This window comes from Streptosporangium vulgare, assembly GCF_042428775.1.
Lineage (GTDB): Bacteria > Actinomycetota > Actinomycetes > Streptosporangiales > Streptosporangiaceae > Streptosporangium > Streptosporangium vulgare.
Genome location: NZ_JBHMBS010000024.1, coordinates 61,470 through 85,917, shown reverse-complemented (window position 1 = coordinate 85,917; position 24,448 = coordinate 61,470). Strand labels below are relative to the sequence as shown.

Below are 24,448 nucleotides of genomic sequence, written 5' to 3'. Positions count from 1 at the left end.
TGTCCGTGTACTATCTCGGATAACAGATGTCCGAGTTAGCGGGCATGGACCATCAAGGAAGGGCAGGACGTGCCATGAAGTTCGCAGTCATCGGCGGAACCGGGCTGATCGGGTCGAAGGTCGTACAACTCCTGAACGAGGCCGGGCACGAGGCGGTGCCGCACGCGCTGTCCACCGGGGTCGACGTGCTCACCGGTCAGGGCGTGGACGCGGCGCTGGCCGGCGCCGACGTGGTCGTCAACCTGACCAACTCCCCCACCTTCGACGAGGCCTCCCCCGCGTTCTTCCAGACCTCGATGGACAACCTGCTCGCCGCGGCCGGGCGCGCGGGCACCGGGCACTTCGTCATCCTGTCCATCATCGGCGTCGACCAGGTGCCCACCGACTACTACCGCGCCAAGACCCTCCAGGAGGACCTCCTCAAGGCCGGCCCCATCCCCTACTCCATCGTGCGCGCCGCCCAGTTCATGGAGTTCGTCGACGCCGTCCTGTCCTGGACCGCCGACGACGAGACCGTCCGCCTGCCCCGCACCCCCCTCCAGCCGGTCGCCGCGGCGGACGTCGCCGCCACCGTCGCCGACGTCGCGGCCGGGACACCCCTGAACGGCGTCCTCGACCTGGCCGGACCCGAGGTGTACCCGCTGGACGAGCTGGGCCGGATCACCCTCGCCGCCAGGGGCGACAGCCGCACGGTGACCACCGACGACGCCGCCGGCATGTTCGCCGTCGTCCCCGGCGACGTCCTCACCGCCAAGGACGGCGCCCGCATCGCCCCCACCCACTACGCCGACTGGCTGAAGTAGGCCGCACACCGCGTACGCGACGCCCGGCGGCGAGGAGCGTCACGCGCGGAGCGCGCTCCGCGCGTGATGCCCGACGGCGAGAAGCCGGAGGTGTTCTTCCGGGCGCCCCCGCTCCCGCCGCGTCCGCTCCGGGCCGCTCACGCCAGCACCGCGGCGGCGACGGTGTCGACGTACCAGCGTTCGAACCGTTCGGCCGGCCAGCCGCGCTGACGGACGAGCCAGTCGTAGTTGCGAAAGTCCATGGCCAGCCACAGGACGTCGGCGACGCTGTCGACGTCCTGGTCGGAACGCACGGATCCGGTGGCGACGATCTCCGCGGCGAGCATGGCCATGCCGCGCCTGCGCTCTTCGACGTTCTTGTGCCAGATGCGCGCGGCGTCGGCGTCCGCGGTGGCCGCACCGGCCAGCGCGATCATCACCTCGGTCTGGCGGGCGTGGGTGACGGCGAGGTGCCGGGCGTAGCGGGCGAGCTTGGCGCGAGGGTCGGGCAGGGCCCGGATCTCGGCCACGAACGGCCGGTCGGGCAGTGCGACCGGCTCGTCGTCACCGGCGACGGTGACGTCGACGAGTTCCGACAGCAGCTGGTGTTTGCTGCCGAAGGCCGCGTAGATCGTCTGGACCGCCACACCGGCCTCGGTGGCGATGGCGGTCATCGGGGTGGCCGCGTAGCCGGGGTCGACGAACAGCCGGCCGGCCGCGCCGAGGATCGCCCTGCGGGTCTGGCGGGCCTGCTCCCGGCGTCGCGCCGACTGGTAGCTCCGCTTGTCGTCCACCCGCTTTAGTATAAGGTCCTATTGGATAGAGTCTCGCTCTACCCAATAGAGAGGTGGTCGCGATGCCGTTCGGAGTGCTGCAGGAGATGCCCGGCGTGACCGAGGAGGAATACCTCGCGGTGGAGCGCAACCTGGGCCCGGACCGGCCGCCGGGCCTGCTCGCCCATGTCGCGGGGCCGGTCGAGGGCGGCTGGCGGATCATCAACGTCTGGCAGGACGCGGAGGCGTTCCGGCGCTTCCAGTCCGAGCGGCTCATGCGCGCCGCCGGTCTGGCCGCCCAGACGGACGGGTTCGACGCGGGCAAGGCCGCGAATTTCCGGTCCGTGACGGTCGACGGCGCCGAGATGCCCTTCCCGTGACCGGACATCGCCGGCCTGCGGGCCCGCGACGTCTGTGACAATGGGCAGGTGGCCCAGGGAGATGAGCACCGAGTCGCTCCGGACGCGCAGGCGATGCGGGCGGACATCCGCTCGTGGCCCACGGGCCGCCTGCTGTCGGTGGCCGCCCGCATGGTCGAGGCCCGCTTCCACGACTTCCTCGCCGCGCACGACCTCACCCACGCGGGCATGATCGCCCTGCACCACGTCGTCGACGGCAGGCTGGCCCAGCGGGAGCTCGCGACGCTGTGCCGGGTGACCGACCAGACGATGAGCCGGACGATCGAGGGGCTGCACCGGGCCGGATACGTGGTGCGCGGGACCGACGAGCGCGACCGGCGGCGTACGCTCATCGAGATCACCCCCGCGGGGCGGGAGGTGCTGGAGACCGCGCGCCGCGAGGAGCGCGGTTCAGACGTCCTGCTGGGCGCGGTCGACGAGTACGACCACTTCCGCGAGCAACTGATCAAGTTGATCACGATCGTGTGAGGCACTCGCCGACCGCCGGGCGCTACCTGGTGATGGTGAAGGTGTCCACGTCGAACAGCGAGCCCGAGCCGCCGCTGAAGGTGAGGAAGATCGGCCCCGAGCCCGTCGCGGTGAGGGTGGTGGAGACGGTCCTGAAGGTGTCCCAGCTGCCGGTGTTGGGCACGGTCACCGTGCCGAGCACCGTCCCGGTCTGCGAACCGGCGCGGACCCGGATGGTGCCGCCGGCACCCGCCGAGGAGACGCGGGCGCTGAAGGTCTTCGCCCCGGAGACGTTCACCGACGCGTACCCGGCCCAGTCGCCGTTGTCGATGTAGCCCACCGTCCTGCCACCGCTGGCCGGGCCGTGGCTGGCCGGCTGCACACCGAAGCTGGAGGTGTAGGCCTCCCCCTCGACCGTGGTGCTGGTGCCGCCGGTCCTCGGGCTGCAGTCGGCCGCGACCTGTCCCGCCGCGTACTTGATGCCGCCGAGCAGCAGGCTGCGGAAGGCCGTCTCCGCGTAGGACTGGATGGTGTGGCCCAGGCCGGTGTAGAACGAGCGGCCCGACCCCTGCGGGTGGCACCAGGTGATGGGGTGGTCACCGTTCATGGTGCCGCCGCTGTAGCTGCCCTCGTCGAGGGACTGCAGGACGCGCGCGGTGGAACGCGGGTTGGTGCCGTAGTTGTACCACTCGTCACTGCGGCTCCAGGTGGCGCCCAGGTGGGAGGTGGCCGGGTGGGTGTTGTCCTCGGTCCGCACGGTGGCCTGCTGGATCGCGGGGTGGCCGCTGAACCAGGCGCCGACGAGCTGACCGTAGTAGGCCCAGCCGTACTCGGTGTCGGCCGCCGCGTGGACGCCGAGATAGCCGCCGCCGCCGTTGACGTAGTTCTGGAACGCGGTCTGCTGGGTGTCGTTGAGCACGTCACCGGTGGTGCTGAGGAAGATCACGGCCTCGTAGGTGGCCAGGTTGGAGGCGTTGAAGGCGTTGGCGTCCTCGGTCGCGGTGACGGTGAAGCCGTTGGCGGCGCCCAGGTCCCTGATGGTCTGGATGCCGGTCGGGATGGAGTCGTGGCGGAATCCGGCCGTCTTGGAGAAGACCAGCACCTCGTACGGGGCGGCGGCCTGGGCCGCGGCCGGGACGAGCACGGTCGCGGCCGCCATGGTGGCCGCCGCGACTGTCGCCAGCCCGCGTGCGATGAGACTGCGCATCGCTGTCCTTTCGTGTGCGGAGAAAACCCCGGCGCGGCGGGAGAGCGCCGCACCGGGGATTCGTCACTACTTGGTGATGGTGAGGGTGTCGACGTCCAACAGTGCGCCGGAGCCGCCGGTGAAGGTCAGGAAGATCGACCCTGAACCCGTCCCGGTGAGGTTGGTGGTGACGTTCTGGAAGGTGTCCCAGCTACCGGTGTTCGGCACGGCCACCGTGCCGAGCACCGTCCCGGTCTGCGAGCCCGCGCGGACCTGGATGGTGCCGCCGGGACCGCCCGAGGAGACCCGGGCACTGAAGGTCTTCGCCCCCGACGCGGTCAGCGTGCTGTACCCGGCCCAGTCACCGTTGTCGATGTAGCCCATGGTGGTACCGCCGCTGGCCCCGGCGTGGGCGGCCGGCTGCACCCCGGAGTTGGAGGTGTAGGCCTCCCCCTCGACCGTGGTGCTGGTGCCGCTCCCGCCGGTGTTCAGGGTGAAGGCGTCGAGGTCGAAGAGGTTGCCCTGACCGGTGACCCCCTTGAAGACCAGGAACAGCGTGGTGGTGCCCGAGGGCGCGTTGCTCAGGTTGGCCGAGACGTTCTGGAAGTTCTCCCAGCCGCCGGTGACCGGCACGGTGACCGTGCCGAGCAGCGTGCCGGTGGCCGACCCGGCCCTCACCTCCAGCGTCCCGCCGACACCGCCGGAGGAGACGCGGGCGGTGATGGAGGTCGCGTTGCCGAGCGCGTACGGCGTGAAGGAGATCCAGTCGCCGTTGTCGATGAACCCGGCGGTCTTGGCGCCCTCGGCGGGCCCGTGATCGGCGACCTGGACGCCGGACTGGGCGCCGAAGTGCTCGGCCTGACGGTGGCGAGGCTGCAGGGTACGAGTGTTCTCGCTGGTCAGGCCACCCTTGTCGGTGTAGCTGGCGACGAAGACGCCGTAGATGTTCGCGGCGCTGTCGTGCTCACCGTCGGTCGGGACCGTGATGCTCCCCGAGCAGCCGTTCTTGCTGGTGATCTCGTGCGCGTGGCTGTCGTGGCCGAGGAGGTAGGTGACCTTGACCTTGGTGCAGTCGATGGTCCCGTCCTCGGGGTCGCTCACGTTGACCTGGAAGGGCACCGTGTCGCCGAAGGAGAACAGCTGCCCGTTGACGGGCTGGGCGAGGTTCACCGTGGGCGCGGTGTTGCCGACCGTGATGGTCACGTTGGCGGTGCCGGTCAGCCCGCCGGAGTCCCTCACGGTCAGCGTGGCGGTGTAGGTGCCGTTGGCCGTGTAGGTGTAGGTGGGGTTGGCCGCGGTGGAGGTGGCTCCGTTGCCGAAGTTCCACGAGTAGGTCAGCGCGCCGCCCTCGGGGTCGGAGCTGCCGGCCGAGGAGAAGGTGACGGCGAGCGGCGCGGTCCCGGAGGTCTTGTTCGCGGCGGCCTTGGCGATCGGGTTGCGGTTGGTCCCGGCGATGTACTCGACGCGGAACAGCGTCTGGTTGCCGGAGCCGGTGCCGTAGTCGAGCACGTACAGGGCGCCGTCGGGGCCGAAGGCCAGGTCCATGACCTGGGTGCCGGTCCACGGGAAGGCGGCGATCTCACCGGGCGCGCCGGAGGAGGTGACCTCGATGGCCTTGATCCAGCGGCGGCCGTACTCGGCGGCGAAGAAGCGGCCGTTGAGCGAGGCGGGGAACTTGACGGCCGAGTTCAGGGCCGCGTCGTAGCGGTAGACCGGGCCGCCCATCGGCGACTCGGAGCCGCCGCCGAACTCCGGCGGGGAACCGGCCTCGCCGCCGTAGCGGATCCAGCTGGGCTTGGCCGCGGGCAGGGTGGTCAGGCCGGTGTTGCGGAACGAGTTGTTCGTCGGGCCGCCGGCGCAGTTGTACTTGGCCGAGGACGGTCCGGACGGGAAGGTGTACTCGTTGTAGGTCTCGGCCGTGGTGTTGGTCCCGGTGCAGTACGGCCAGCCGTAGTTGCCGGGGGCCGTGATGCGGTTGAACTCCACCTGGCCGCCGGGGCCGCGGTTGGCGTCGGCGCCTCCGGCGTCCGGGCCGTAGTCGCCCAGGTAGACGATGCCGGTGGCCTTGTCGACCGACATGCGGAACGGGTTGCGGAAGCCCATCGCGTAGATCTCGGGGCGGGTCTTGGCCGTGCCCGGGGCGAACAGGTTGCCGCTGGGGATGGTGTAGGTCCCGTCGGCCTGCGGCTTGATGCGGAGCACCTTGCCGCGCAGGTCGTTGGTGTTGCCCGAGGAGCGCTGCGCGTCGAACTGCGGGTTGCGGTCGGTGCGCTCGTCGATCGGGGTGTAGGAGTTCGACTCGAACGGGTTCGTGTCGTCACCGGTGGTCAGGTAGAGGTTCCCGGCCGCGTCGAAGTCGATGTCACCGCCCACGTGGCAGCACTGGCCGCGGTCGTTGGCGACCTGCAGGACGACCTTCTCGCTGGCGACGTCGATCGTGTTGTCGGACTTGAGGGTGAAGCGGGACAGGTTCAGGTGCCCCTTCCACGCCTCGAAGGTCGACGCGCTGCCGCTGGTGGGCGCGTCACCGTCGGGGGTGGAGAGCCTCGGCGAGTAGTACACGTACACGTAGCGGTTGGTGGCGAAGTTCGGGTCGGCGGCGATGCCCTGCAGACCCTCCTCGTCGTGCGTGTAGACATTCAGCTTGACGACGTTCGCGGTGTCTCCGGCGGCGGTCGTCCGGCGGATCGTGCCGTCGCGCGCCGTGTGCAGGATCGACCTGTCGGGCAGCACCGTCAGCGACATGGCCTCGCCGAGCTCGCTCGGGCCGGTGGCGAGGGAGACCTGCTGGTAGTCGGAGGCCGGGATGTCGACCATCGCGCGGGCCGCCGCGCCGGTGGCCGATCCGGTGGCCACGGAGGTCGTCGATCCGGTGGCCGCGTGGGCCGCCGGGCCGGTGGCCGCGGCGCCGGTGGTGATGAGCAGGGCTGCGGTCAGCAGCCTGGCCCACGGCCGAGGGCGTGGGGACATTGAGGGTCCTTTCCTGACTTGGGGGGACAGTCAGGCAAGGCGCGCGCCGCCGCGCTTATGCCGTCCGGAGGCGCTGTCACGCGCTACCGGATGATGCCGGGTTTGTTGGTGCGGTGGTGCGGTCGTGCGGTGGTGCGGTCGTGCGCGCGGTCCCGGAGGGTGCCGTCTCCGGGCAGACCGATGAAAGCCAACAGTCTGTTTTTTTCGCGACTCGATGTGCGAGTTACAGATTTTTAACACGAAGGCAACTTCGTGTAAACCCCCTGTCAGGGCTTCCCAGGTCAGTCCCCTGATGCGGGAGCGCCGAGAGCGGCGGGAGTTCGGCGCCCGTGCCCCGGGATCCGGGGGAGGGGCACCGGGACGCCGAGTCGGGGTGGCGAGTCGGAACGGTGAGCCCGGAAAGAACCTGGGCGGTGATCCCCAAATCCCCCAGGGTGAAAACACATAAAAATTGGGTAGATCGGGCATGGTGATCGAAGACAACTGGTTTCTCGACCGCGAGGAGCGCGGCAACCCGGCGTCCCGGATCGACACCCGGCACGACAGCGGGACCGCCTGGTCGCACGGCAACACCGTGCGCCCCATCCCGCACGGCGCGCCCTACTTCACCGAACTGCTCTCCCGCGTCCGCGAGCTCGGCTCGGGGGACCTGCTGATGTTCACCGACTGGCGCGGCGACCCCGGAGAACGGCTGGACGGCCCCGGCACGGAGGTCGCCGACGTGTTCGCCGAGGCCGCCAGGCGCGGCGTCGTGGTCAAGGGCCTGCTGTGGCGCTCGCACTGGGACAAACTCTTCTTCAGCGCGGAGGAGAACCGCCACCTCGGCGACGCCATCGAGGAGGCGGGCGGGGAGTGCCTGCGCGACATGCGCGTACCCCTCGGAGGCTCGCACCACCAGAAGCTCGTGGTGCTGCGCCACCGCGACGACCCCCGGCGCGACATCGCGTTCGTCGGCGGCATCGACCTGTGCTGGAGCCGCCGCGACGACTCCTCCCACGAGGGCGACGCGCAGGCCGCGCCCATGGCCAAGGTGTACGGCAGCCGCCCGCCCTGGCACGACGTGCAGGCCGCGATCCAGGGACCGGCCGTCGGCGACGTCGAGACCGTCTTCAGGGAACGCTGGGAGGACCCCCAGCCGCTGACCCGCAACCCCGTGCACCGCGTCGCCGACCTGGTCAGGCGCGAGGACACCCAGCCCGATCCGCTGCCCCCGCAGCCGCCCGACCCGCCCGCGTGCGGGCCGCACGCCGTACAGCTGCTGCGCACCTACGCCCACCGCAGGACCCGCTACTCCTTCGCGCCGCGCGGGGAGCGCAGCGTCGCCCGCGGCTACCTCAAGGCCCTGCGCCGCGCCCGCAGCCTGATCTACATCGAGGACCAGTACCTGTGGTCGCCCCAGGTCGCCGAGTCCTTCGCCGAAGCACTGAAGGCGAACCCCGAACTGAGGATGATCAGCGTCCTGCCGCTCCACCCCGACCAGGACGGCCTGATCAGCGCCGTCCCGCAGATCCTGGGCCGCAACCAGGCACTGGACGTCCTGAAGCGCGCGGGCGGTGACCGGGTCGCGGTCTACGGGGTCGAGAACCGGGAGGGCACCCCGGTGTACGTCCACGCCAAGGTCTGCGTCATCGACGACGTGTGGTCGACCATCGGCTCCGACAACTTCAACCGGCGCTCCTGGACCTACGACTCCGAACTCACCTGCGCGGTGCTCGACGAGACCCCCGACGGCCGCGAACCCCTCGACCCCGGCGGACTCGGCGACGGCGCCCGCCGCCTGCCCAGGGACCTGCGCCTCACCCTCGCCCGCGAACACCTCGATCGGCACGAGGACTCCGACGCGGACCTGCTCGACCCCGCCGCCTTCTTCGACGCCTTCGCCTCCTGCGCGGCGGAGCTCGAACGCTGGTACGCGGGCGGTCGTCAGGGCCCCCGCCCGCCCGGACGGCTCCGCACGTACGAGGTGTCCCAGATGTCCCCGTGGACCACCGCCTGGGCCACCCCGTTCTACCGGTTCCTCTGCGACCCCGACGGCCGCCCCCGCGCCATGCGCCGCGCCGGAAGGTACTGACTCCGTACGGCGGGAGTCACGGCCGGAATCACGGGGCCGAAGCACCACGGAGCCGAGGCACAGCCGGAGCCGTCCCCCGCCGGTCCCCGAGGGTGGACCGGGCCTCGGCTCGTCCCAGGCGCCCCGAGTCAGGGGCAGGAGTCACGACCGGAGCCGCAGAACCGAGAGTTGCCCGGAGTTGCCGGGGTTACCGCCGGAGCCGTCCCCGGCGGGTTCCCGAAGGTGGACCCTGCGCCCCGCGGGCGTGCGGCGGGTCTCCGCGCTAGGGCAGGCCGTTCCTGGTCTTGTAGTCGTTCCAGACCCGCACGCAGTAGGCGTGGCGCCAGTCACCGGAGGGCAGGTGGCGGCAGGCGTAGGCGGCGCTGACGCCGGCGGCGCCCCCGCTCCCGGCGGCCGGCGGCCTGTTCCTGGAGGCGGAGGGCGACGGTGCCCTGGTGGCCGACGTGCCCGTCCTGCCCTCCCGGGGCTGTGACCTGCCCTCCTGCGCCCCGGAACCTCGTGCCTCGGAGCCCTGTCTCCCAGAGCCCCGTGCCCCGGAACCCTGTGCCCCGGAACCCTGTGCCCCGGAGCGCGACCTGCCCGCCGTCCTGGCGCTCCCGGCGTCCCCGCCGGTGCTCGCGGCGCCCCGCCCGGTGCTCCCCGCCCCTCGTCCGGCGCCGCTCCCGTGCCCCGCGCCTCCGTTCGCCCGCCGGGCACCGGTCTTCGGCGCGGCGGCTCCCGTCCTTCCCTCCCCGGTTTCCCCTGCCCCTCCCGGCCCGGCACCGGTCCGCGTGGAACCCCCGCCCTCGCGGTGCCGCCCAGCCCGCTCGACCGGCTTGACCGGCTTCTTGACAGGCTTGGCACGCTCCACTCGCTCGACCCACTCGTCCCGGATGTCTCCGGCGCCGGCGAGGGCCCGTTCCGCCGGGAGCACCCGCGCCGGACCACGCCCCGGCACCTTCTTCTTCCCGCCGTCACCGCCACCGGCTCCCGCCGCGCCCGATCCCTTCTCGCCCCAGGGAGTCTTCCGCTTCCCGGCCGGGGCCTTCGCGCCCACCCCGGCCACCGCCGGGCCCCGCGAGGGTGTGACCACCATGTCGTGCCCGGCGAGGAGGCGTTCCCCGGGAGAGGCGGGCGACGTACCGGCGACGGGCGCCCCGTCCCACGGGGACCAGCCGGACGACCAGACGCCGACCCCCGCCGCGGCGAGGAACCCGGCGATCAGCGCGGGTCTCAGGAGCTGGTCGCGCGACAGGCGCGACCAGGGCCGCCGCCACGGGCTGGGAGGCGGGGGCATGGAGAACGGCCTGCTGTCGAGGTATGTCCAGGAGCGGCGGACCATCGGCCGGGTGACAGCGTCGTCCACATCGTCCGCGTGGGCCGTGTCGGCCGTGTCGGCCGTGTCGGCCGTGTCGGCCGTGTCGGCCGTGTCGGCCCTGTCGGCCCTGTCGGCCCTGTCGGCCCTGTCGGCCCTGTCGGCCCTGTCGGCCCTGTCGGCCCTGTCGTCCGCTTCCTCGTACTTCCGATGCCGCGCGGGCCCGCGCGGCACCGACACCCGCTCCCCCGCGCGCTCCCCCGCGCGACGGCCGGGCTCCGAGGTGAGCGCCCGCCCCGCGGGCGTCCAGGGCTCCGCGGGGCCCCCGGGTCGCGGGGACTCGGCGTGCTCCGCGGGTCGTCCGGGTCGCGGAGGTTCCGAGGGCTGCGGGGGCTCCGAGGGCCCCGGAGCGTGGCCGGGGCGCGAAGGCGCCGAGGGTTCGGGAGGCTCCAGGGGCCCGGGAAGGCGCGCGGATCGCGATGGCCCGGCCTGCTCCGAAGGTCCCGGGGAACCGGGGAGTCCGGCGGGGTGCCGAGGTCCGGCGGGGCGTGGAAGCGGCGGGTCGCCGTACGGCATGCGCCCTCGCGGTCTCGCCTTGAGGCCGTGGCCGTGAGTCCGATCGTGCTCACCGTGCATCTCGCCTCCCGTGTCGCGTCTGGCCTCCCCACCCTGGCAAAATCACACACTGTATGCGGCCCATGACAGTACGGTCTTACCGATCTGTTATCAGCAGCAGGCCGCAAAGATAAATAAATACGGCGAAAACCCGGCCTGACCGGTAAGGGGGCGCGGCGTACGGGCCGGGATAGTCAGGGGCGGCGGGGCGAACGGCGCCTGGCGGGGGCGGCGAAGGCCCGCGACAGAACCGCGAAATAAAATGAACGCAACAGTTCAGATTTCGGGCAACGCGCACATCGCCCACGCTGGTATCTCCGGCGCTCCCGGCCGCGTCACCCGCGTCACCCGCGTCACCCGCGCCGTCCCCCAGGCCGACACCCGGACACCCGTGTACCTGCTGGGCACGAGCACCTCCAGCGCCCGCTTCGCCGGATCCCTCGGCCTGCCGTACGCCTACGCGCACCAGATCAACCCGGCCGGCACGGTGGCCGCGCTGGAGGCCTACCGCAACGCCTTCGAACCGTCGGCGTGGCTGGACCACCCGTACACGATCGTCGCCCCCACCGTGATCGTCGCCGATTCCGACGAGCGCGCCCAATGGCTGGCGCGGGGCTTCGCCGCGGGCCGGCTCCTGGTCCGCACCGAGGACCGCTTCCCCCTCTTCCCCACCGCCGAGGAGGCCGGGCGCCGCTCGTTCGCGCCCGAGGGCGAGCGGTTCATCCGCGAGCGTCTCGACCCGCAGTTCATCGGCGGCCCCGGCACCGTACGCGACCGGCTCACCGAACTCGTCAAGCACAGCGGGGCCGACGAGCTGATGGCGCTGACCATGGTCTCGGACCACGAGGCCCGGGTGCGCTCCTATGAGCTGCTCGCCGAACTGGTGCGTTCCTGAACAGGCCTTTCCCCCATCAGTAGGAGGGTGTGGTCATATGTCATGATCGGCGCCCTTTACTAGGTAGATTTCGTAAATGGTCAGTCCCAGGCGGGGAGCATGCCCTCGGGGTAGCGGGCGCCGAAGCCGCCGTCGGGGAGGATCTCGGCGATGCGCTTCAGGTCGGTGTCGTCGAGGGTGAGGTCGACGGCGGCGACGTTCTCCTCCAGCCTGCGGGGGCTGCGGGTGCCCGGGATGGGGACGATGTCGTCGCCCTGGGCGAGAAGCCAGGCCAGGGCGAGCTGGGCCACGGTGGCGTCCTTGGCGGCGGCCAGGGCGGTGAGCTCGTGGGTGGCCTCCAGGTTCCTCTCGTAGTTGCCGGGCTGGAAGCGCGCGTCCCAGCTGCGCATGTCGCCGCTGTCGTACTCGGCGCCCGGCTTGGCGTGGCCGGTGAGGAAACCCCGGCCGAGCGGCGAGTAGGGGACGAACCCGATCCCGAGTTCGCGCAGGACGGGGAGGAGCGTCTCCACGTCGCGCTCGAACAGGGAGTACTCGGTCTGCAGGACCGAGACGGGCCGGACGGCGTGCGCGCGGCGGATGGTGTTCTCCCCCGCCTCGCTCAGGCCGAAGTAGCGGACCTTGCCGGCGTCGATGAACTCGCCGACCGTCCCGGCCACGTCCTCGATCGGCACGTCGGGGTCGACGCGGTGCTGGTAGAGCACGTCGATGACGTCGACGCCGAGGTGGCGCAGGCTGTTGTCGACGACCTCGCGGATGTGCTCGGGACGGCTGTCGACACCGCTCCGCCGGGTGCCGGTGAAGTCGAACCCGAACTTGGTGGCGATGACGACCTCGTCCCGGACCGGCGCGAGCGCGGCCCCGACGATCCGCTCGTTCTCGCCCTGCCCGTACAGCTCGGCCGTGTCGAAGAACGTCACCCCCAGGTCGTGGGCCCGGCGGATCGTCGCCGCCCCCTCCTTCTCGTCGGAGGGCCCGTACGCCAGGGAGATCCCCATCGCGCCGTATCCCAGCGCCGACACCGTCAGGTCCTGCTGTCCGAGGTTTCGCTGCCGCATGATGCTCTCTTCCCGCGGCCAGGGCCCGTTCTCGCGGAACGGGCTCCGGCCTGTGCTTCTCTTCGATGTTAGAGTGCTCTTACATTGATGTAAGAGCACTCTAACATCAGGAAGGGGGCAGAATCGTTCGCCGTGAGCAGTCCCACGACACCGCGACGCGGTTACCACCACGGCGACCTGCGGGCCAGGTTGATCAGCGAGGGCATCGCGCTCCTGGCCGAGACGGGCGTCGCGGGCTTCTCCGTGGCCAAGGTCGCCGTTCGCGCGGGCGTGTCGTCGGCCGCGCCCTACCGCCACTTCCCCGATCGCGAGGCCCTGCTGGGCGCCTGCGCGGCCGCCCTCACCGCCGCCCTCACCGACGTCCTCGTCCGGGCGGCGGAGCTGGCGGGGCCCGACCCGGTCGACCGGCTCGCCGCCACCGCGGGGGCCTACACCCGCTACGCGCTGGAGCATCGCGCCGGTCTCGACCTCATCTACTCCCCCGACCTCGCCGCCGCCCACCGCCCGGTCGTCGTGGAGCAGAGCCGTCGCCTCATGGACGCCCTGATGGCCCTGACCTCGGCGGTCCTGCCCGAAGACGCCTCCTGGGCCGACACCGCCGACCTCGCCTACGTCCACCTGTCCACCACGCACGGCTACGCCACCCTGCTCCCGAGGGACGGCCGCCCGCCCCGGGACGTCGACGGCATAGCCGCCCGCGCCGTCACCGTCGCCCGCGACCACCTCACCGGCCACCTCCTGCGCCTGCGGGGCCACGGCGCCCCCTGACGCGGCGAGCCCCGGGGCGTCGGACGGGTCCCGCCCCGCGCGAGCCGGACGCCCCGCGAGGACCGGCTGTCCCGCGAGGGCCGGATGCTCCTCGGAGGCCAGGCGCCCCGCGGGCCGGACGTACCGGGGAGACCGGACGTCCCGCGCGGGGACGACGCGGGGACGACGCGGGGACGACGCGGGGACGACGCGGGGACGACAAGGCCCGCGCGGCACGATGTGCCGCGCGGGCCTTCCTGTTCTTCGTATGTCAGCGCTTGTAGGCGATCCCGCCGTACATGAGCTGCTGCCCCACGGTCAGCCTCCCCGGGACGGATCCCTCCGGCCGCCACAAGGGCAGCGGGACGACACCCGGTTCGAGCAACTCGAAGCCGTCGAAGAACCCGGTGATCTCCTCCGGCGTCCGGAACCGGCCGGTGCCGAGCAGCGCGAGATACTTCTGCTCGGCCTCGCGCGACTCCTGGGTGGAGGCGCAGAAGTGGGTGATGAAGAGATGGCTGCCCGAGGGGACCGCCGCCATGTAGGCCTCGACGATTCCCCGGGGATCGTCGTCGTCGTGCAGGTGGTGCAGGACACCGACCAGCATCACGCCCACCGGCCGGTCGAAGTCGATGAGCCGCTTGACGTCCGGGTCGGCGAGGATCGCCGACGTGTCGCGCAGGTCGGAGGTGACGACCGCCGTGCGGTCGTCCTCGGCCAGCAGCGCCCGGCCGTGGACCAGCACCATCGGGTCGTTGTCGACGTAGACGACCCGCGACTCCGGGTTCGCGCGCTGCGCGACCTGGTGGGTGTTCTCCACGGTCGGCAGCCCCGAGCCGAGGTCGAGGAACTGGGTGACGCCTTGTTCCGCCAGGAACCGCACCCCCCGGCCGAGGATCTCCCGGTTGTAGGTCGCCACGTCGTAGATCTCGGGGACGACCTTCACGATCTCGGCGACGAAGGCGCGGTCGACCTCGAAGTTGTCCTTGCCGTTGAGGACGACGTCGTAGGCCCTCGCGATGCTCGGCCTCGTCGTGTCGATGCCGCTATTGCGCTCATCCCGCTCGTCGGTCACAGGGGTCCTTCCTCACGAGCTCCGGGGCGATCGGGATGATCATATGGCCTGGAAAGCCGACGAATATGAACTTTCGACCATGATCTGGGGGGACATCCGGACACCCCGAACCCACCGGCCGGGAACAACGAGGAAATACTCCCGCGGCCATCAGCCGGTGTTCTCCTGGTGTGACAGGATCTGTTCCAGTGCTCGCGGTCGGCGTGGCCGCCCCGTCCCGCCGTTGCGGCGCGCAACGATGGCAAGCCCCGAGTCGTCAGGATCCCCACGATGCTGAAAGCCGGTCGGTCCCAGGAGGAGATCCGCCAGCACAACCTTGGCGCTCTGCTCAGGCACGTGCACCTGGGCGGCCCGCTCTCCCGCACGGAGCTGGCCGACCTGATGGGCCTGAACCGCAGCACGATCATGGGGCTCACCGGGGAGCTCACCGCGGCGGGCCTGGTCCGCGAGGAACTCCCCAAGGACACCGGCAGGGCGGGCCGGCCGTCGCTGGTGGTCCGGCCGGAGTCCGACCGGGTCTACGTGCTGGCCTTCGACGTCCGGGTGGACCGGCTGGTCGCCGCGCGGGTCGGGCTGGGCGGAACGGTCCTGGACCGCAGGGAGGCGGTCAGGCCGCGCGCCGGGGCCGACCTCGACGACGTGGTCGGGACCCTCGCCGGGTTCGCCCGCCGGATGCACCGCGAGGCACCCCCGGACGCGGTGTGCGTCGGGGTCGGCGCGGCCTACTGCGGCATGATCAGGCCCGGTGACGGGATGGTGCGTTTCGGGCCGAACATGGGCTGGGTGGACCAGGCCTTCGGCACCGAGCTCGGACACAGGCTGGGGCTCGGGCTGCCGGTGGCGGTGGGCAACGAGGCCCACCTGGGCGCGCTGGCCGAGCACGAGCGCGGGGTGGGCGTCGGCTTCCAGAACCTGGTCTACCTGCACGGGGACGTCGGCGTGGGCGGCGGGATCATCGTCGGCGGCAAGCTGCTCGACGGCGACGGCGGGTACGGCTGCGAGCTCGGGCACATGATGGTGAACCCGTACAACGGGCGGCCCTGCGGGTGCGGCTCGCGCGGCTGCCTGGAGGCGGAGGTCGGCGAGCAGGCCCTGATCGACGCCGCCGGACGATCCGCCGAGCTGTCCGGCCGTGAGGGCGCGCGGGCCGTGGTGGACGCCGCCGGTCGAGGGGACGTCGCGGCCCAGGACGCGCTGCGCCGGATCGGCGACTGGCTCGGCATCGGGGTGGCGAACCTGATCAACCTCTTCAACCCCGGCCTGGTGATCTTCGGCGGGATGCTGCGCGAGGTCTACCAGGGCTCGGCGGCCCAGGTGCACAGCCGGGTCGAGGCCAACGTGCTGGTGATCTCCCGGGAGAGGGTACGGCTCCGCACCTCGGCCCTCGGGGACGACGCCACCCTGACCGGCGCGGCCGAACTCGCCTTCGCCGAGGTGCTGGCCAACCCTCTGGAGGTGCTCGCCCACGGCGCCGGCCGGGCCGGAGCCGGGAGGGCGTGACCCCGCTCGCCGGTGACCGGCTTTCCCCCCAGAACGAGCGGCCCCTGCCAAGGCCTGTCGGCTTCTCGGCCGTAAACGACCGGGCTCGCGGCTCATCGCCGTCGACGGCTTCGACGGTCCGGTCCGCGTCGGGCAGCGTGACTCACTGCCCAGCCCGTCTCACCGCGTGAGGCGCTACCGCCTGCATGCGCATTGGCCGCCTTCATCCCCGGAGGCGGAGGCGCTCGCGCCAGGGGTGGGTGCCGTGCTCGGTGGCCAGTGCCTCGTCCAGCCAGGCCCTCCGCGTCTCGTCCAGCCGGGGCAGGACCTCGGTGAAGTCGAGCTCGTCCTTGGGACGCCGCCCCTTGGCCTTGTACAGGAGCTGGATCTCCGGTGCGATCCGCGAGAAGCCGTCCTCGGCGACCGTGAACGCCGCCAGCGGGCGGCGGATCCTCGGGTCTCGCCGGTAGACCCAGTCGTGCCCGTCGGCCTCGTCGAGCATCAGCTGGATCCGCCACGGCCCTTCCGGGTCCTCGCGGACCCAGATGTCGTGGACACCGGCGGGAAGGGTCTCATCCGGCGGCCATCGGCGCAGCGTGCCCGGCGGTTCGGCGGCCCAGCAGTCCCATCCCGCGAGCAGCCCGCGCGCCGCGGCCTGGTCACGGCGGAGGAGACCCACATCGATGTCCGCGTGCTCGCGGTAGGCGTGGCCGACCTCCAGCTCGATCGCGTATCCACCGCCGATCCACCAGGGTGTCCCCAGCTCGCGGAACAACTCGACGACCTCGGCCGGCGGAGCCGGTTCCCACGGCCCCCACGGTGTTTCCGTACGCGGCATGCCGCCATTGTCACCAAGGGGACCGGGCGAGGAAAAGCCGTCACGCCGAGTCGGGGACCGCGAGGTGCCATCTGAGCCATTCGACGACGTTCTTGACGAAGGTCACCCGGTTGGCGATCTGCCGGATCTCGTGGCCCTCGTCCTCGAACAGCAGGAGCTCGCAGGGCACCTCGCGGGCCCGCGCCGCCTGGAGTGCTTGCTCGGCCTCGTACAGGGGGACGTTGGTGTCGCGGGCGCCGTGCACGATCAGCAGCGGAGCGGCCAGCCGGTCGAAGGAGTGCAGGGGCGACAGGGCCCGCAGCAGGTCGCGGTCGGCGACGGGGTGGCCGTACTCGCTGACGGCCGCCGCGGCGATCCACGGCTCGGTCCGCTCGTAGAAGGTCTCGAAGTCGGCCATGCCGCAGACGTCGACCCCGGCGCGGAAGAGGCGCGGGTGGGTGACGAGGGCGGCCAGCGTCAGGTAGCCGCCGTAGGAGCGGCCCATGCACGCGATCCTGGCCGGGTCGGCGAGGCCGGCGCGGGCCAGTTCCAGGGCGCAGTCGGCGACGTCGTTGATCGCGTCGAAGCGGAGGGCGTGGTTGTCGGCGTTGCGGAAGGCCCGCCCGAATCCCGACGAGCCGCGGATGTTCGGCGCGAGCACCCCGATCCCGGCGGCCAGCAGGTTCTGGAACAGCGGGTTGAAGGTGGGCCTTTCCTGGCTCTCGGGACCGCCGTGCAGGTAGACGACGAAGGGCGCGGGGCCCCGGGCGCCCGGGACCCGGTAGAGCCAGCCGGTCAGTTCCATGCCGTCTTCCGCCTGGAAGCGCACCAGCTCCGCGTCGGCCGCCCCGGGGATCCGCCCGGAGCCCGCGATCCGCCGGTAGCCGCCGGTAGCCAGGTCGCAGAGCAGCACGTGGGAGGGGTGGCCGGGCCCTTCGGCCGCGAGGACGGCCAGGCTGCCGTCCAGGGACACCCTGATCGAGGACACCACCTCGGCGGGCAGGGGAGGCAGCGGGCGCGTCCGGCCGGTGGCCGTCTCGACCACCTCCAGCTCCGACCGGCCGGAGTCGTTCCACACCAGGACGGCGAGATGGCCGTCGGCGCTGAGCGCGAACTGGTCCAGCTCGGCGTCGTGACGCTCGGCCAGCACGACGCCCGCGCCGTCCTCGCCCACCGCGACCAGCGCGGCCCGGTCGCGGCCGACGTCGGACAGCAGGTAGGCGGTCGTCCCGTCGGGAGAGAGGATCCCGTAGTCGGTGGTGCCGGTCAGGCCGGCCAGCAACGGCCGCTCCCCGTGGCCCGGCAGGTCGCCCGCGGCCTCGTCGGGAAGGCCCGAGGGGAGGCCGGGCGGGACGTCGGAGAGATGGCCCGGAGGAAGATCGAAGCGGATCCCGGCGGGAAGGTCGGCGGGGAGCCCGGGCGGGACGTCGTGGGGATCGCCGGGAGGGAGGTCGAGGTGGATCGCGGCGGGAAGGTCGGCGGGGAGCCCACCGGACGGGTCCGGGGGGAGGTCTCCGGGATGGGAGAGAGCGGAGACGAGCCCCCCGGGATGGGAGAGCCCGGAGACCAGGCCGTCGGGATAGGACAGGCCGGAGACGAGACCACCGGGATGGCCGCCGGAATCACCGGGAAGGGAGGGAAGATCGGCCACGTACATCCGGCGCACGCCGCGCGGGCCGCGGCGCAGCAGCATCCGCCGGTGGTCGCGGCTGACCGCGGCCGGGTGCAGGAGCGCCCCACCCGCGATGACCTCCCGGCCTCCCGAGGCCGCGTCGATCAGCACCGCGTCCGTGCGGCCCGACGAGGAGACCTCGGCGACGAGGAGGACCTCCCCCTGGCCGGTCCAGCGCACGAACGACGCCGATCCGCCCTCGGGGGCGGACAGCGGGCGCAGGTCGCCGCCGTCGGGCCGCACCGTCCAGACCTGCGTGTGCTCCCCGCCGCCCGGCACGACGAGGACGGCGAGCCGCCGGGCGTCGGGGGACCAGCTCACGTCGGCGGCGGGCTCGGGTCCCGTGTCGACCGGCCAGGCCTCCGCCCCCTCCCCCTGGAAGAGGTCCGGGCTCTCCCCAGGGAGCCACCCCTCCAGCTCCACGCCGAGGGGCTGGATCCAGACGCGCGGCGAGCCGTCCCGGTCGCCGATGAAGGCGACGGCGCTCAGGTCGGGCGCGAGCGCGGGCGCCCGGCAGCTCCAGGCGGTCAGGCCCGTGCCCATCGAGGGGCGAGAACGGGCGCCAAGAATTTCGGTCATCAAACTCCTTGTGCCTGCAACCACAGCTCCAGGAGTCCGAGTTGCCACAACGCGTTGGCACCCAGGGTAGTGCGATGCTCGTCCGGTGCCGCGAGCAGCTTGTCGACGTACGGCTGGTCGAACAGGCCCCGGGACCTCGCGGCCTGACCGGTGAGCGCGTCCCTGACGAGCTCCAGGAACGGGCCGTGGATGTGCTTGATCGCGGGAACCGGAAAGTATCCTTTGGGCCGGTCGATGACCTCGGCGGGCAGCAGCTTGCGGGCGGCGCCCTTCAGGACGCCCTTGCCGCCGGAGGCGAGCTTGAGCTCGGGCGGGCAGGCCGCCGCCAGCTCGACCAGCTCGTGGTCGAGGAACGGGGTCCTGGCCTCCAGCCCGAAGGCCATGGTCATGTTGTCCACCCGCTTGACCGGGTCGTCGACGAGCATGACGTTCGTGTCCAGGCGCAGCGCCGCGTCGAGCGCGGTGTCGGCGCCGGGCCGCGCGAGGTGGCGCCGGACGAAGTCGCCGCTGACGTCCTCGTCCAGCATGTACTCCGGCGACAGGATCGCGCCCAGCGTCGCGTGCGAGCGGTCGAAGAACTCCCTCTCGTACACGGCGGCGGCGTCCTCGCGCGGCACGCCGGCGAGCGGCGGGTACCAGCTGTAGCCGGCGAACACCTCGTCGGCGCCCTGGCCGGACTGGACGACCTTGACGTGCTTGGAGACCTCCTCCGACAGCAGGTGGAAGGCGACGCAGTCATGGCTGACCATCGGCTCGCTCATCGCCCGCACCGCGTGTTCCAGGGCGGGCAGCAGCCGGGCGTCGTCGACGGGGATGCGCTCGTGGTCGGTGCCGAACTCCTCGGCGATCAGGTCGGAGTAGGCGAACTCGTCCCCCCGCTCCCCTCCCGCCGAGGAGAACCCGATGCTGAAGGTCGACAGGCCCGTCTGCCCCTCCTCGGCCAGCAGCGCGACGATCAGGCTGGAGTCCAGGCCTCCGGAGAGCAGCACGCCCACGGGCACGTCCGCGACCATGCGCCTGCGCACGGCCGCCCGCAGCCGGTCGAGCACGGCCTCGCCCCACTCGTCCGCGGTCAGTCCGGTGTACTCGGGCAGGGCCGACCGGGTGTAGGGCGGCTGCCAGTAGAGGTGGTCGGTGACGGTTCCGTCGGGCTCGACGGTGCGTACGGTGGCCGGGGGGAGCTTGCGCACCCCGGCGAGGATGGTGCGCTCGGCGGGCACCACCGAGTGGAAGGTCATGTAGTGGTGCAGGGCCACCCGGTCGATGCCGGTGTCCACCCCTCCCCCGGCGAGCAGCGCGGGCAGCGACGAGGCGAAGCGCAGCCGGTCGGCGTCCTGGGCGACGTAGAGCGGCTTGATCCCCAGCCGGTCGCGGCCGAGCGTGAGCCTGCCGGTGTCGCGCTCGGCGACCGCGAAGGCGAACATGCCCTTGAAGTGGTCGACGCAGCCGGCCCCCCAGTGGTGGAAGGACTTCACCAGCACCTCGGTGTCGGAGGTGGAGAAGAAGCGGTAGCCCAGGCCCTCCAGCTCCTCGCGCAGCTCGCGGTAGTTGTACAGGCACCCGTTGAAGACCCCCGCCAGGCCGAGGTCGCTGTCCACCATCGGCTGGGCGCCCCGGTCCGACAGGTCGATGATCCTCAGGCGCCGGTGACCGAGGGCGACCGGCCCCAGCGACCACAGTCCGGCGCCGTCGGGTCCCCTGTCGCGCATCACGTCACTCATCCGGGCCACGGCGGCGACGTCCGCCGGGCGGCCGTCGAACCGGAGCTCACCGCTCAGACCACACATCGAAACCCCCCGGTGACCGGCGCGGGCCGGAGCCCGGCGCCCGGATCACACATCTCGCACATCTCGCGCTTCGTACCTCTCGGTGACCGCTCCACGCCCGGCCTCACCTCTCGGGCCGGGTGTCGGCGGACCTCCTCGGCAACCAGGTGTCCTTGGAACCGCCTCCCTGGGAAGAGTTGACGATCATGCTGCCTGCCGGGGCGACGCGGGTCAGCGCCGTCGGCGGCACCGTCGCCGTCTCGCCGAAGCAGACGAAGGCCCGCAGGTCGACCACGCGGGGGCTGAGCCGCCGCCCGTCGAAGGTCGGGTGCGTCGACAGCCGGATCGTCTCCTGGGCGACCCACCCCTCGGGCGCGGCGAGGATCGTCTTCCTGACCTGTTCGAGCTCCTCGGCGGAGGCGTCGGGGCCGACGACCACGCCCTGCCCGCCGAACCCGTCCACCGGCTTGACGACCAGCTCGGCCAGCCGGTCGAGCACCTGCTCGCGGTCCGCCGTGTCCCGGCACAGGTAGGTGGTGACGTTGTCGATCAGGGGCCGCTCACCCAGGTAGTACTCGATGAGACGCGGCACGTACCGGTACAGGCACTTGTCGTCGGCGACGCCGTTGCCCGGCGCGTTGGCCAGGACGAGCGCGGAACGCTCGACGGCGTCCATGATCTCCAGCCCGAGGTGGCCGTCGAGCAGCTCGCTCTCGTCGATCCTGCGGTAGAGCACCTCGATCCTGCGCCCGTCGATCTCCAGGTGGCCGTTCTTGAAGGACAGGTCCGCCGGTACGGCCAGGACCACCCCCAGCTCCTCGGCGAGCATCTTGTGCTCGTAGTAGGCGGAGTCCTTGGGCCCCGACGAGACCACGGCGAGAGCCGACGGATCACCGGAGCCCGCCGCGAGCAGCGCGTCCCGCAGCACCCGCAGGCCCTCCCTCGGGTCGGCGACCCCCTCGTCCGGGACGAGTTCCGGCATCAGTTCGGTGATCAGCCGCCTGTTGGTCACCGCGTACCCGAGACCCGAGGGCACCCGCAGGTTGTCCTCGAGCACCGCCCAGCGGCCGACGTTGTCGCGGACCAGGTCCAGGCCGGCCACGGCGCAGCGCACGGTTCCCTGCGGCACCCTGCGGCCGGGCCTGCGGTAGCCGGGGGACTCGTCGACCACCCACGCGGGGATCGTGCCGTCCCTGATGATCTCGCGCCCGTCGTAGACGTCGTGCAGGAACGCCTCCAGCGCCCGCACCCGCTGCGGCAGGGCCCGCTGGATCCCGGCCCACTCGCCGGCCTGGACGAGCCGGGGGACCAGGTCGAACGGGTAGATCCGGCTCTCGTCGCCGCCCTCCACCTGGAAGGTCATGCCGTTGCGGCGCTGGTAGGCGTCGCGCTTCTCCTCCCGGTCGCGCAGCCCCTCGACGCCCAGGCGGTCGAGGGCCCGCAGCACCGGCTGGTAGGACTCACGAACCGTGCCCTCGATGATCGCCTCGTCGCCGGGGGCCTCGTAGCCGTCGAGGAGGCTGGTGTGCATCCTCGGCGTCGGGCCGCCGAAGGCGGTCTCCCATTCCTCGGACCGCGTCTCGGCGATGACGAGGTCGACCACGTCGGACAGCCGGCCGCTGCGGGCGTACGCCGCGCGCTGGCGGGCCGAGGAGCTTCCCCGCCCCAGCGACTCCCTGGCCAGGGACGTGACGAGCTCCCAGTCGCCGCACTGCTCAAGCTGCGGGCGCAGGCCGTTCACCATCCGCCGGATCACCTCGGCGGCCGGGGCCGGGGTGCCGTCGACGGGGTCGACGAGGTCGCCCTCCAGCCCGGAACGCGAGGCCCGCCACGACGCGGCGCGGACCATCTCCAGCCGGACCGTGCGCTCGGGGCCGTTCTCCGCCGCCTCCAGCTCCCTGGCCACCAGCGCCCTGAACAGCCCGGCGATCAGTACGATGTCGCCCACTCGAGGGCAGGCGTCACAGACCCGCAGCTCGATGGTGGGCAGGTGCGCCGAGGGCCGGATGTCGAAGTAGATCATGCCGGGGTCGGTGATCACCCCGGAGGCGACGAGGTCCCGCACCACCCGGTCGTACTCGGCGGCCGACTCGAACCTGGGCACCGGACCGGCGGTGGGCCAGCGCTGCCACAGCAGCGGGCGGTAGCTGGCGTACCCGGTGTCGGATCCCAGCCAGTACGGCGAGCTGGAGCTCAGGGCGAGCAGCGGGGGGATCCAGGGGGCGAGGCGGTGGGCGACGGCCACCGCCAGGTCGCGGTCCTCGACGTCGGCGTGGAACTGCGTCCCGCAGATCAGCTGCTCGCGGGTGAGCAGCTGATAGTCGGCGAGCATCTGTTCGTAGCGGGGGTCCGGGGAGATCTTCAGCGCCTCCAGGTCCACCAGCGGCACGCTGCCCGCCGCCACGATTCCCAGGCCGAGGCCGTCCGCGGCCTGGATCACCGTGCGGCGCAGCGCGGTCAGGTCGTGTCCGAGGTCCTCCAGGTGCATGAAGGGCCTGCTGTTGGCCTCGACCACCGAACGCTGCAACTCGTGGGTGAAGCGTTCCGCCGGCAACTGCTCGAGCAGGACGCCGGCCCGTGGGACGAGGTGCCGGGTGTCGATATCGACGACGTGGAACTCCTCTTCGACACCGACCGCGATCGGCCCCGCCAGACCCGCCATTTCATCACTCCTGAAGTACGCCGGTTCATGGGGTTTTTTATTCTTTGCCCGAAAAATGGAGTTCCGCACTTCACGGGGCGCTTTGGGGGAAAGTGAAGTTGTGAGACCGTTCCTCTGCTTCGGGACAGACCCGCTTCCCCTCCGGCGCGCGGACTCACCTTTTCCGGCCGGGAGATCTCACACGGGTTTCGAACAGGACATCGACGACCACCGGTGAGCGGGACGGGCTTCCTCGTGGAACCCGGTCCTGGAGCGGGGCACGAACCTGTTCACACCCGGCTCGGCGCGGCCCTCCTGCCCTGTCACGCCCGGCTCGGCGTGATCACCCCTGGCCCGTCACGCCCGGCTCGGCGTGACCATCTCTGGACCGTCACCGCCTGGCTCGGCGTGATACCCCCTGACCAGGGCGGGAGCCTCGACCGGACGCCCTCAGGCACGCCCGGCTCGATGGCCGGAGCCTACCCGGGCGGCTCCCCCGCCGGGGACTCCTCACGCCCCGGCGGCCCGGCGTCCGGCCGCTCCCGTGCCGAGGAGACCCCGGACGGGCCGGGAGAACCGAGCGGGTCCGACGAGTCGGACGGACCGGAGGGGCCGGGAAGCGGCTCGGCCTCGTCCGGCCGCGACTCGATCATGCGCGGTGGACGGGGCGCGTCGTCCGGTGACGGCCCGAACGTGTCGGGAAACGCGCGGATCCCGAGCGCCTCCGGACGATCGCCCGACGGATCGGGCGGATCGAGGAGCTGCCGCATGGGCGGGCTGTCCAGAAACGTGGAGACCGCGTCGACCACCCCCTCCCCCAGCGGGCGGAACGCGTCGACCACGGCCTGGGCGGGCGGGCCGAGGCGGGTGCCGACCTCCTGGAGGAAATCTTCCAGCACCTGCGGCAGCGGCGGCACCGGTAGCCCGAACTGGGGCTTCGGCCGCGCCTTCTCCGGTGGCGTCCAGCGCATCGAGTCGTCGCTCATGGCGAGCCATTCGTCGACGGCGCCGTCGATGGAGTCGAGCACGTGATCGGAATCGTCTGGCATGGCGGCTCCCCTCATGACCGGGATCCGATAAGACGACGGTACCTCGCCCCGCCGCCCCCGGGCAGGGGCGGGTGGGACCCGCCCACGTGGTGTCGTTCCCCGGGAGATGGGCCGGC

18 protein-coding genes are annotated in these 24,448 nt (G+C 72.0%); 7 read left to right on the top strand and 11 right to left on the bottom strand.

The genetic code is table 11. From position 1 onward, the window contains the following. Positions 1-74 precede the first annotated feature (74 nt). Positions 75-803, top strand: coding sequence for an SDR family oxidoreductase (locus ACFFRH_RS34455; RefSeq protein WP_386161581.1), 729 nt, complete (start codon positions 75-77; stop codon positions 801-803). Between the two features lie 137 nt (positions 804-940). On the opposite strand, the gene ACFFRH_RS34450 is transcribed toward ACFFRH_RS34455, so the two are convergent. Then, positions 941-1,576 carry a TetR/AcrR family transcriptional regulator gene (locus tag ACFFRH_RS34450; protein ID WP_386161579.1) on the bottom strand — a complete coding sequence of 212 codons (636 nt, stop codon included), beginning with the start codon at positions 1,574-1,576 and terminating at the stop codon, positions 941-943. A gap of 62 nt (positions 1,577-1,638) precedes the next feature. Between ACFFRH_RS34450 and ACFFRH_RS34445 the strand changes: the two genes are divergently transcribed. Both ACFFRH_RS34445 and ACFFRH_RS34440 read left to right on the top strand, forming a co-directional pair. Then, entirely contained in the window at positions 1,639-1,935 is a 297-nt protein-coding gene (locus tag ACFFRH_RS34445) for a hypothetical protein (protein ID WP_362694134.1), read from the top strand. A gap of 48 nt (positions 1,936-1,983) precedes the next feature. Then, on the top strand, positions 1,984-2,442 hold the full coding sequence (locus ACFFRH_RS34440; protein ID WP_386161578.1) for a MarR family winged helix-turn-helix transcriptional regulator: 459 nt from the start codon (positions 1,984-1,986) through the stop codon (positions 2,440-2,442). A 22-nt stretch (positions 2,443-2,464) separates the two neighbouring features. Here ACFFRH_RS34440 and ACFFRH_RS34435 read toward each other — a convergent pair whose 3' ends face one another. Together ACFFRH_RS34435 and ACFFRH_RS34430 are read right to left on the bottom strand one after the other, a co-directional pair. Further along, complete coding sequence (locus ACFFRH_RS34435; RefSeq protein ID WP_386161577.1) at positions 2,465-3,628, bottom strand: ThuA domain-containing protein; 1,164 nt, start codon at positions 3,626-3,628, stop codon at positions 2,465-2,467. Between the two features lie 66 nt (positions 3,629-3,694). After that, positions 3,695-6,577: a carbohydrate-binding protein gene (locus ACFFRH_RS34430; RefSeq protein ID WP_386161575.1), complete on the bottom strand. Its 2,883-nt coding sequence runs from the start codon at positions 6,575-6,577 to the stop codon at positions 3,695-3,697. A gap of 466 nt (positions 6,578-7,043) precedes the next feature. Here ACFFRH_RS34430 and ACFFRH_RS34425 point away from each other — a divergent pair, with 466 nt between their 5' ends. After that, entirely contained in the window at positions 7,044-8,648 is a 1,605-nt protein-coding gene (locus tag ACFFRH_RS34425) for a phospholipase D family protein (protein ID WP_386161573.1), read from the top strand. A gap of 262 nt (positions 8,649-8,910) precedes the next feature. On the opposite strand, the gene ACFFRH_RS34420 is transcribed toward ACFFRH_RS34425, so the two are convergent. Then, positions 8,911-10,176 carry a TrbL/VirB6 family protein gene (locus ACFFRH_RS34420; RefSeq protein WP_386161571.1) on the bottom strand — a complete coding sequence of 422 codons (1,266 nt, stop codon included), beginning with the start codon at positions 10,174-10,176 and terminating at the stop codon, positions 8,911-8,913. A 571-nt stretch (positions 10,177-10,747) separates the two neighbouring features. Here ACFFRH_RS34420 and ACFFRH_RS34415 point away from each other — a divergent pair. Next, a complete protein-coding gene (locus tag ACFFRH_RS34415; protein WP_386161613.1) occupies positions 10,748-11,452 on the top strand; it encodes an LLM class flavin-dependent oxidoreductase in 705 nt (234 codons plus the stop codon). 80 nt (positions 11,453-11,532) lie between these two features. Here ACFFRH_RS34415 and ACFFRH_RS34410 read toward each other — a convergent pair whose 3' ends face one another. Next, on the bottom strand, positions 11,533-12,507 hold the full coding sequence (locus ACFFRH_RS34410; protein WP_386161569.1) for an aldo/keto reductase: 975 nt from the start codon (positions 12,505-12,507) through the stop codon (positions 11,533-11,535). Positions 12,508-12,639: 132 nt separating this feature from the next. On the opposite strand from ACFFRH_RS34410, the gene ACFFRH_RS34405 reads away from it, so the two are divergent. Continuing rightward, entirely contained in the window at positions 12,640-13,275 is a 636-nt protein-coding gene (locus ACFFRH_RS34405; protein WP_386161567.1) for a TetR/AcrR family transcriptional regulator, read from the top strand. Between the two features lie 250 nt (positions 13,276-13,525). On the opposite strand, the gene ACFFRH_RS34400 is transcribed toward ACFFRH_RS34405, so the two are convergent. Further along, positions 13,526-14,329, bottom strand: coding sequence for an SAM-dependent methyltransferase (locus tag ACFFRH_RS34400; RefSeq protein ID WP_386161565.1), 804 nt, complete (start codon positions 14,327-14,329; stop codon positions 13,526-13,528). Between the two features lie 270 nt (positions 14,330-14,599). On the opposite strand from ACFFRH_RS34400, the gene ACFFRH_RS34395 reads away from it, so the two are divergent. Beyond that, positions 14,600-15,829, top strand: a complete 1,230-nt coding sequence (locus ACFFRH_RS34395) for an ROK family transcriptional regulator (RefSeq protein ID WP_386161563.1) — start codon at positions 14,600-14,602, stop codon at positions 15,827-15,829. A 202-nt stretch (positions 15,830-16,031) separates the two neighbouring features. Here the strand turns inward: ACFFRH_RS34395 and ACFFRH_RS34390 are convergent, their stop codons facing one another. From ACFFRH_RS34390 to ACFFRH_RS34370, 5 genes are all read right to left on the bottom strand, one after another. Further along, positions 16,032-16,646, bottom strand: coding sequence for a nucleotidyltransferase domain-containing protein (locus tag ACFFRH_RS34390; protein ID WP_386161561.1), 615 nt, complete (start codon positions 16,644-16,646; stop codon positions 16,032-16,034). 40 nt (positions 16,647-16,686) lie between these two features. Beyond that, on the bottom strand, positions 16,687-18,876 hold the full coding sequence (locus ACFFRH_RS34385; protein ID WP_386161559.1) for a S9 family peptidase: 2,190 nt from the start codon (positions 18,874-18,876) through the stop codon (positions 16,687-16,689). Continuing rightward, positions 18,876-20,663, bottom strand: coding sequence for an N-acetylglutaminylglutamine amidotransferase (locus tag ACFFRH_RS34380; protein WP_386161557.1), 1,788 nt, complete (start codon positions 20,661-20,663; stop codon positions 18,876-18,878). The genes ACFFRH_RS34385 and ACFFRH_RS34380 overlap by 1 nt, the downstream gene beginning before the upstream one ends. Positions 20,664-20,766: 103 nt before the next feature. After that, positions 20,767-23,304, bottom strand: a complete 2,538-nt coding sequence (locus tag ACFFRH_RS34375; protein ID WP_386161555.1) for a glutamate--cysteine ligase — start codon at positions 23,302-23,304, stop codon at positions 20,767-20,769. Positions 23,305-23,762: 458 nt separating this feature from the next. Continuing rightward, positions 23,763-24,332, bottom strand: a complete 570-nt coding sequence (locus ACFFRH_RS34370; RefSeq protein ID WP_386161553.1) for a hypothetical protein — start codon at positions 24,330-24,332, stop codon at positions 23,763-23,765. Positions 24,333-24,448 lie beyond the last annotated feature (116 nt).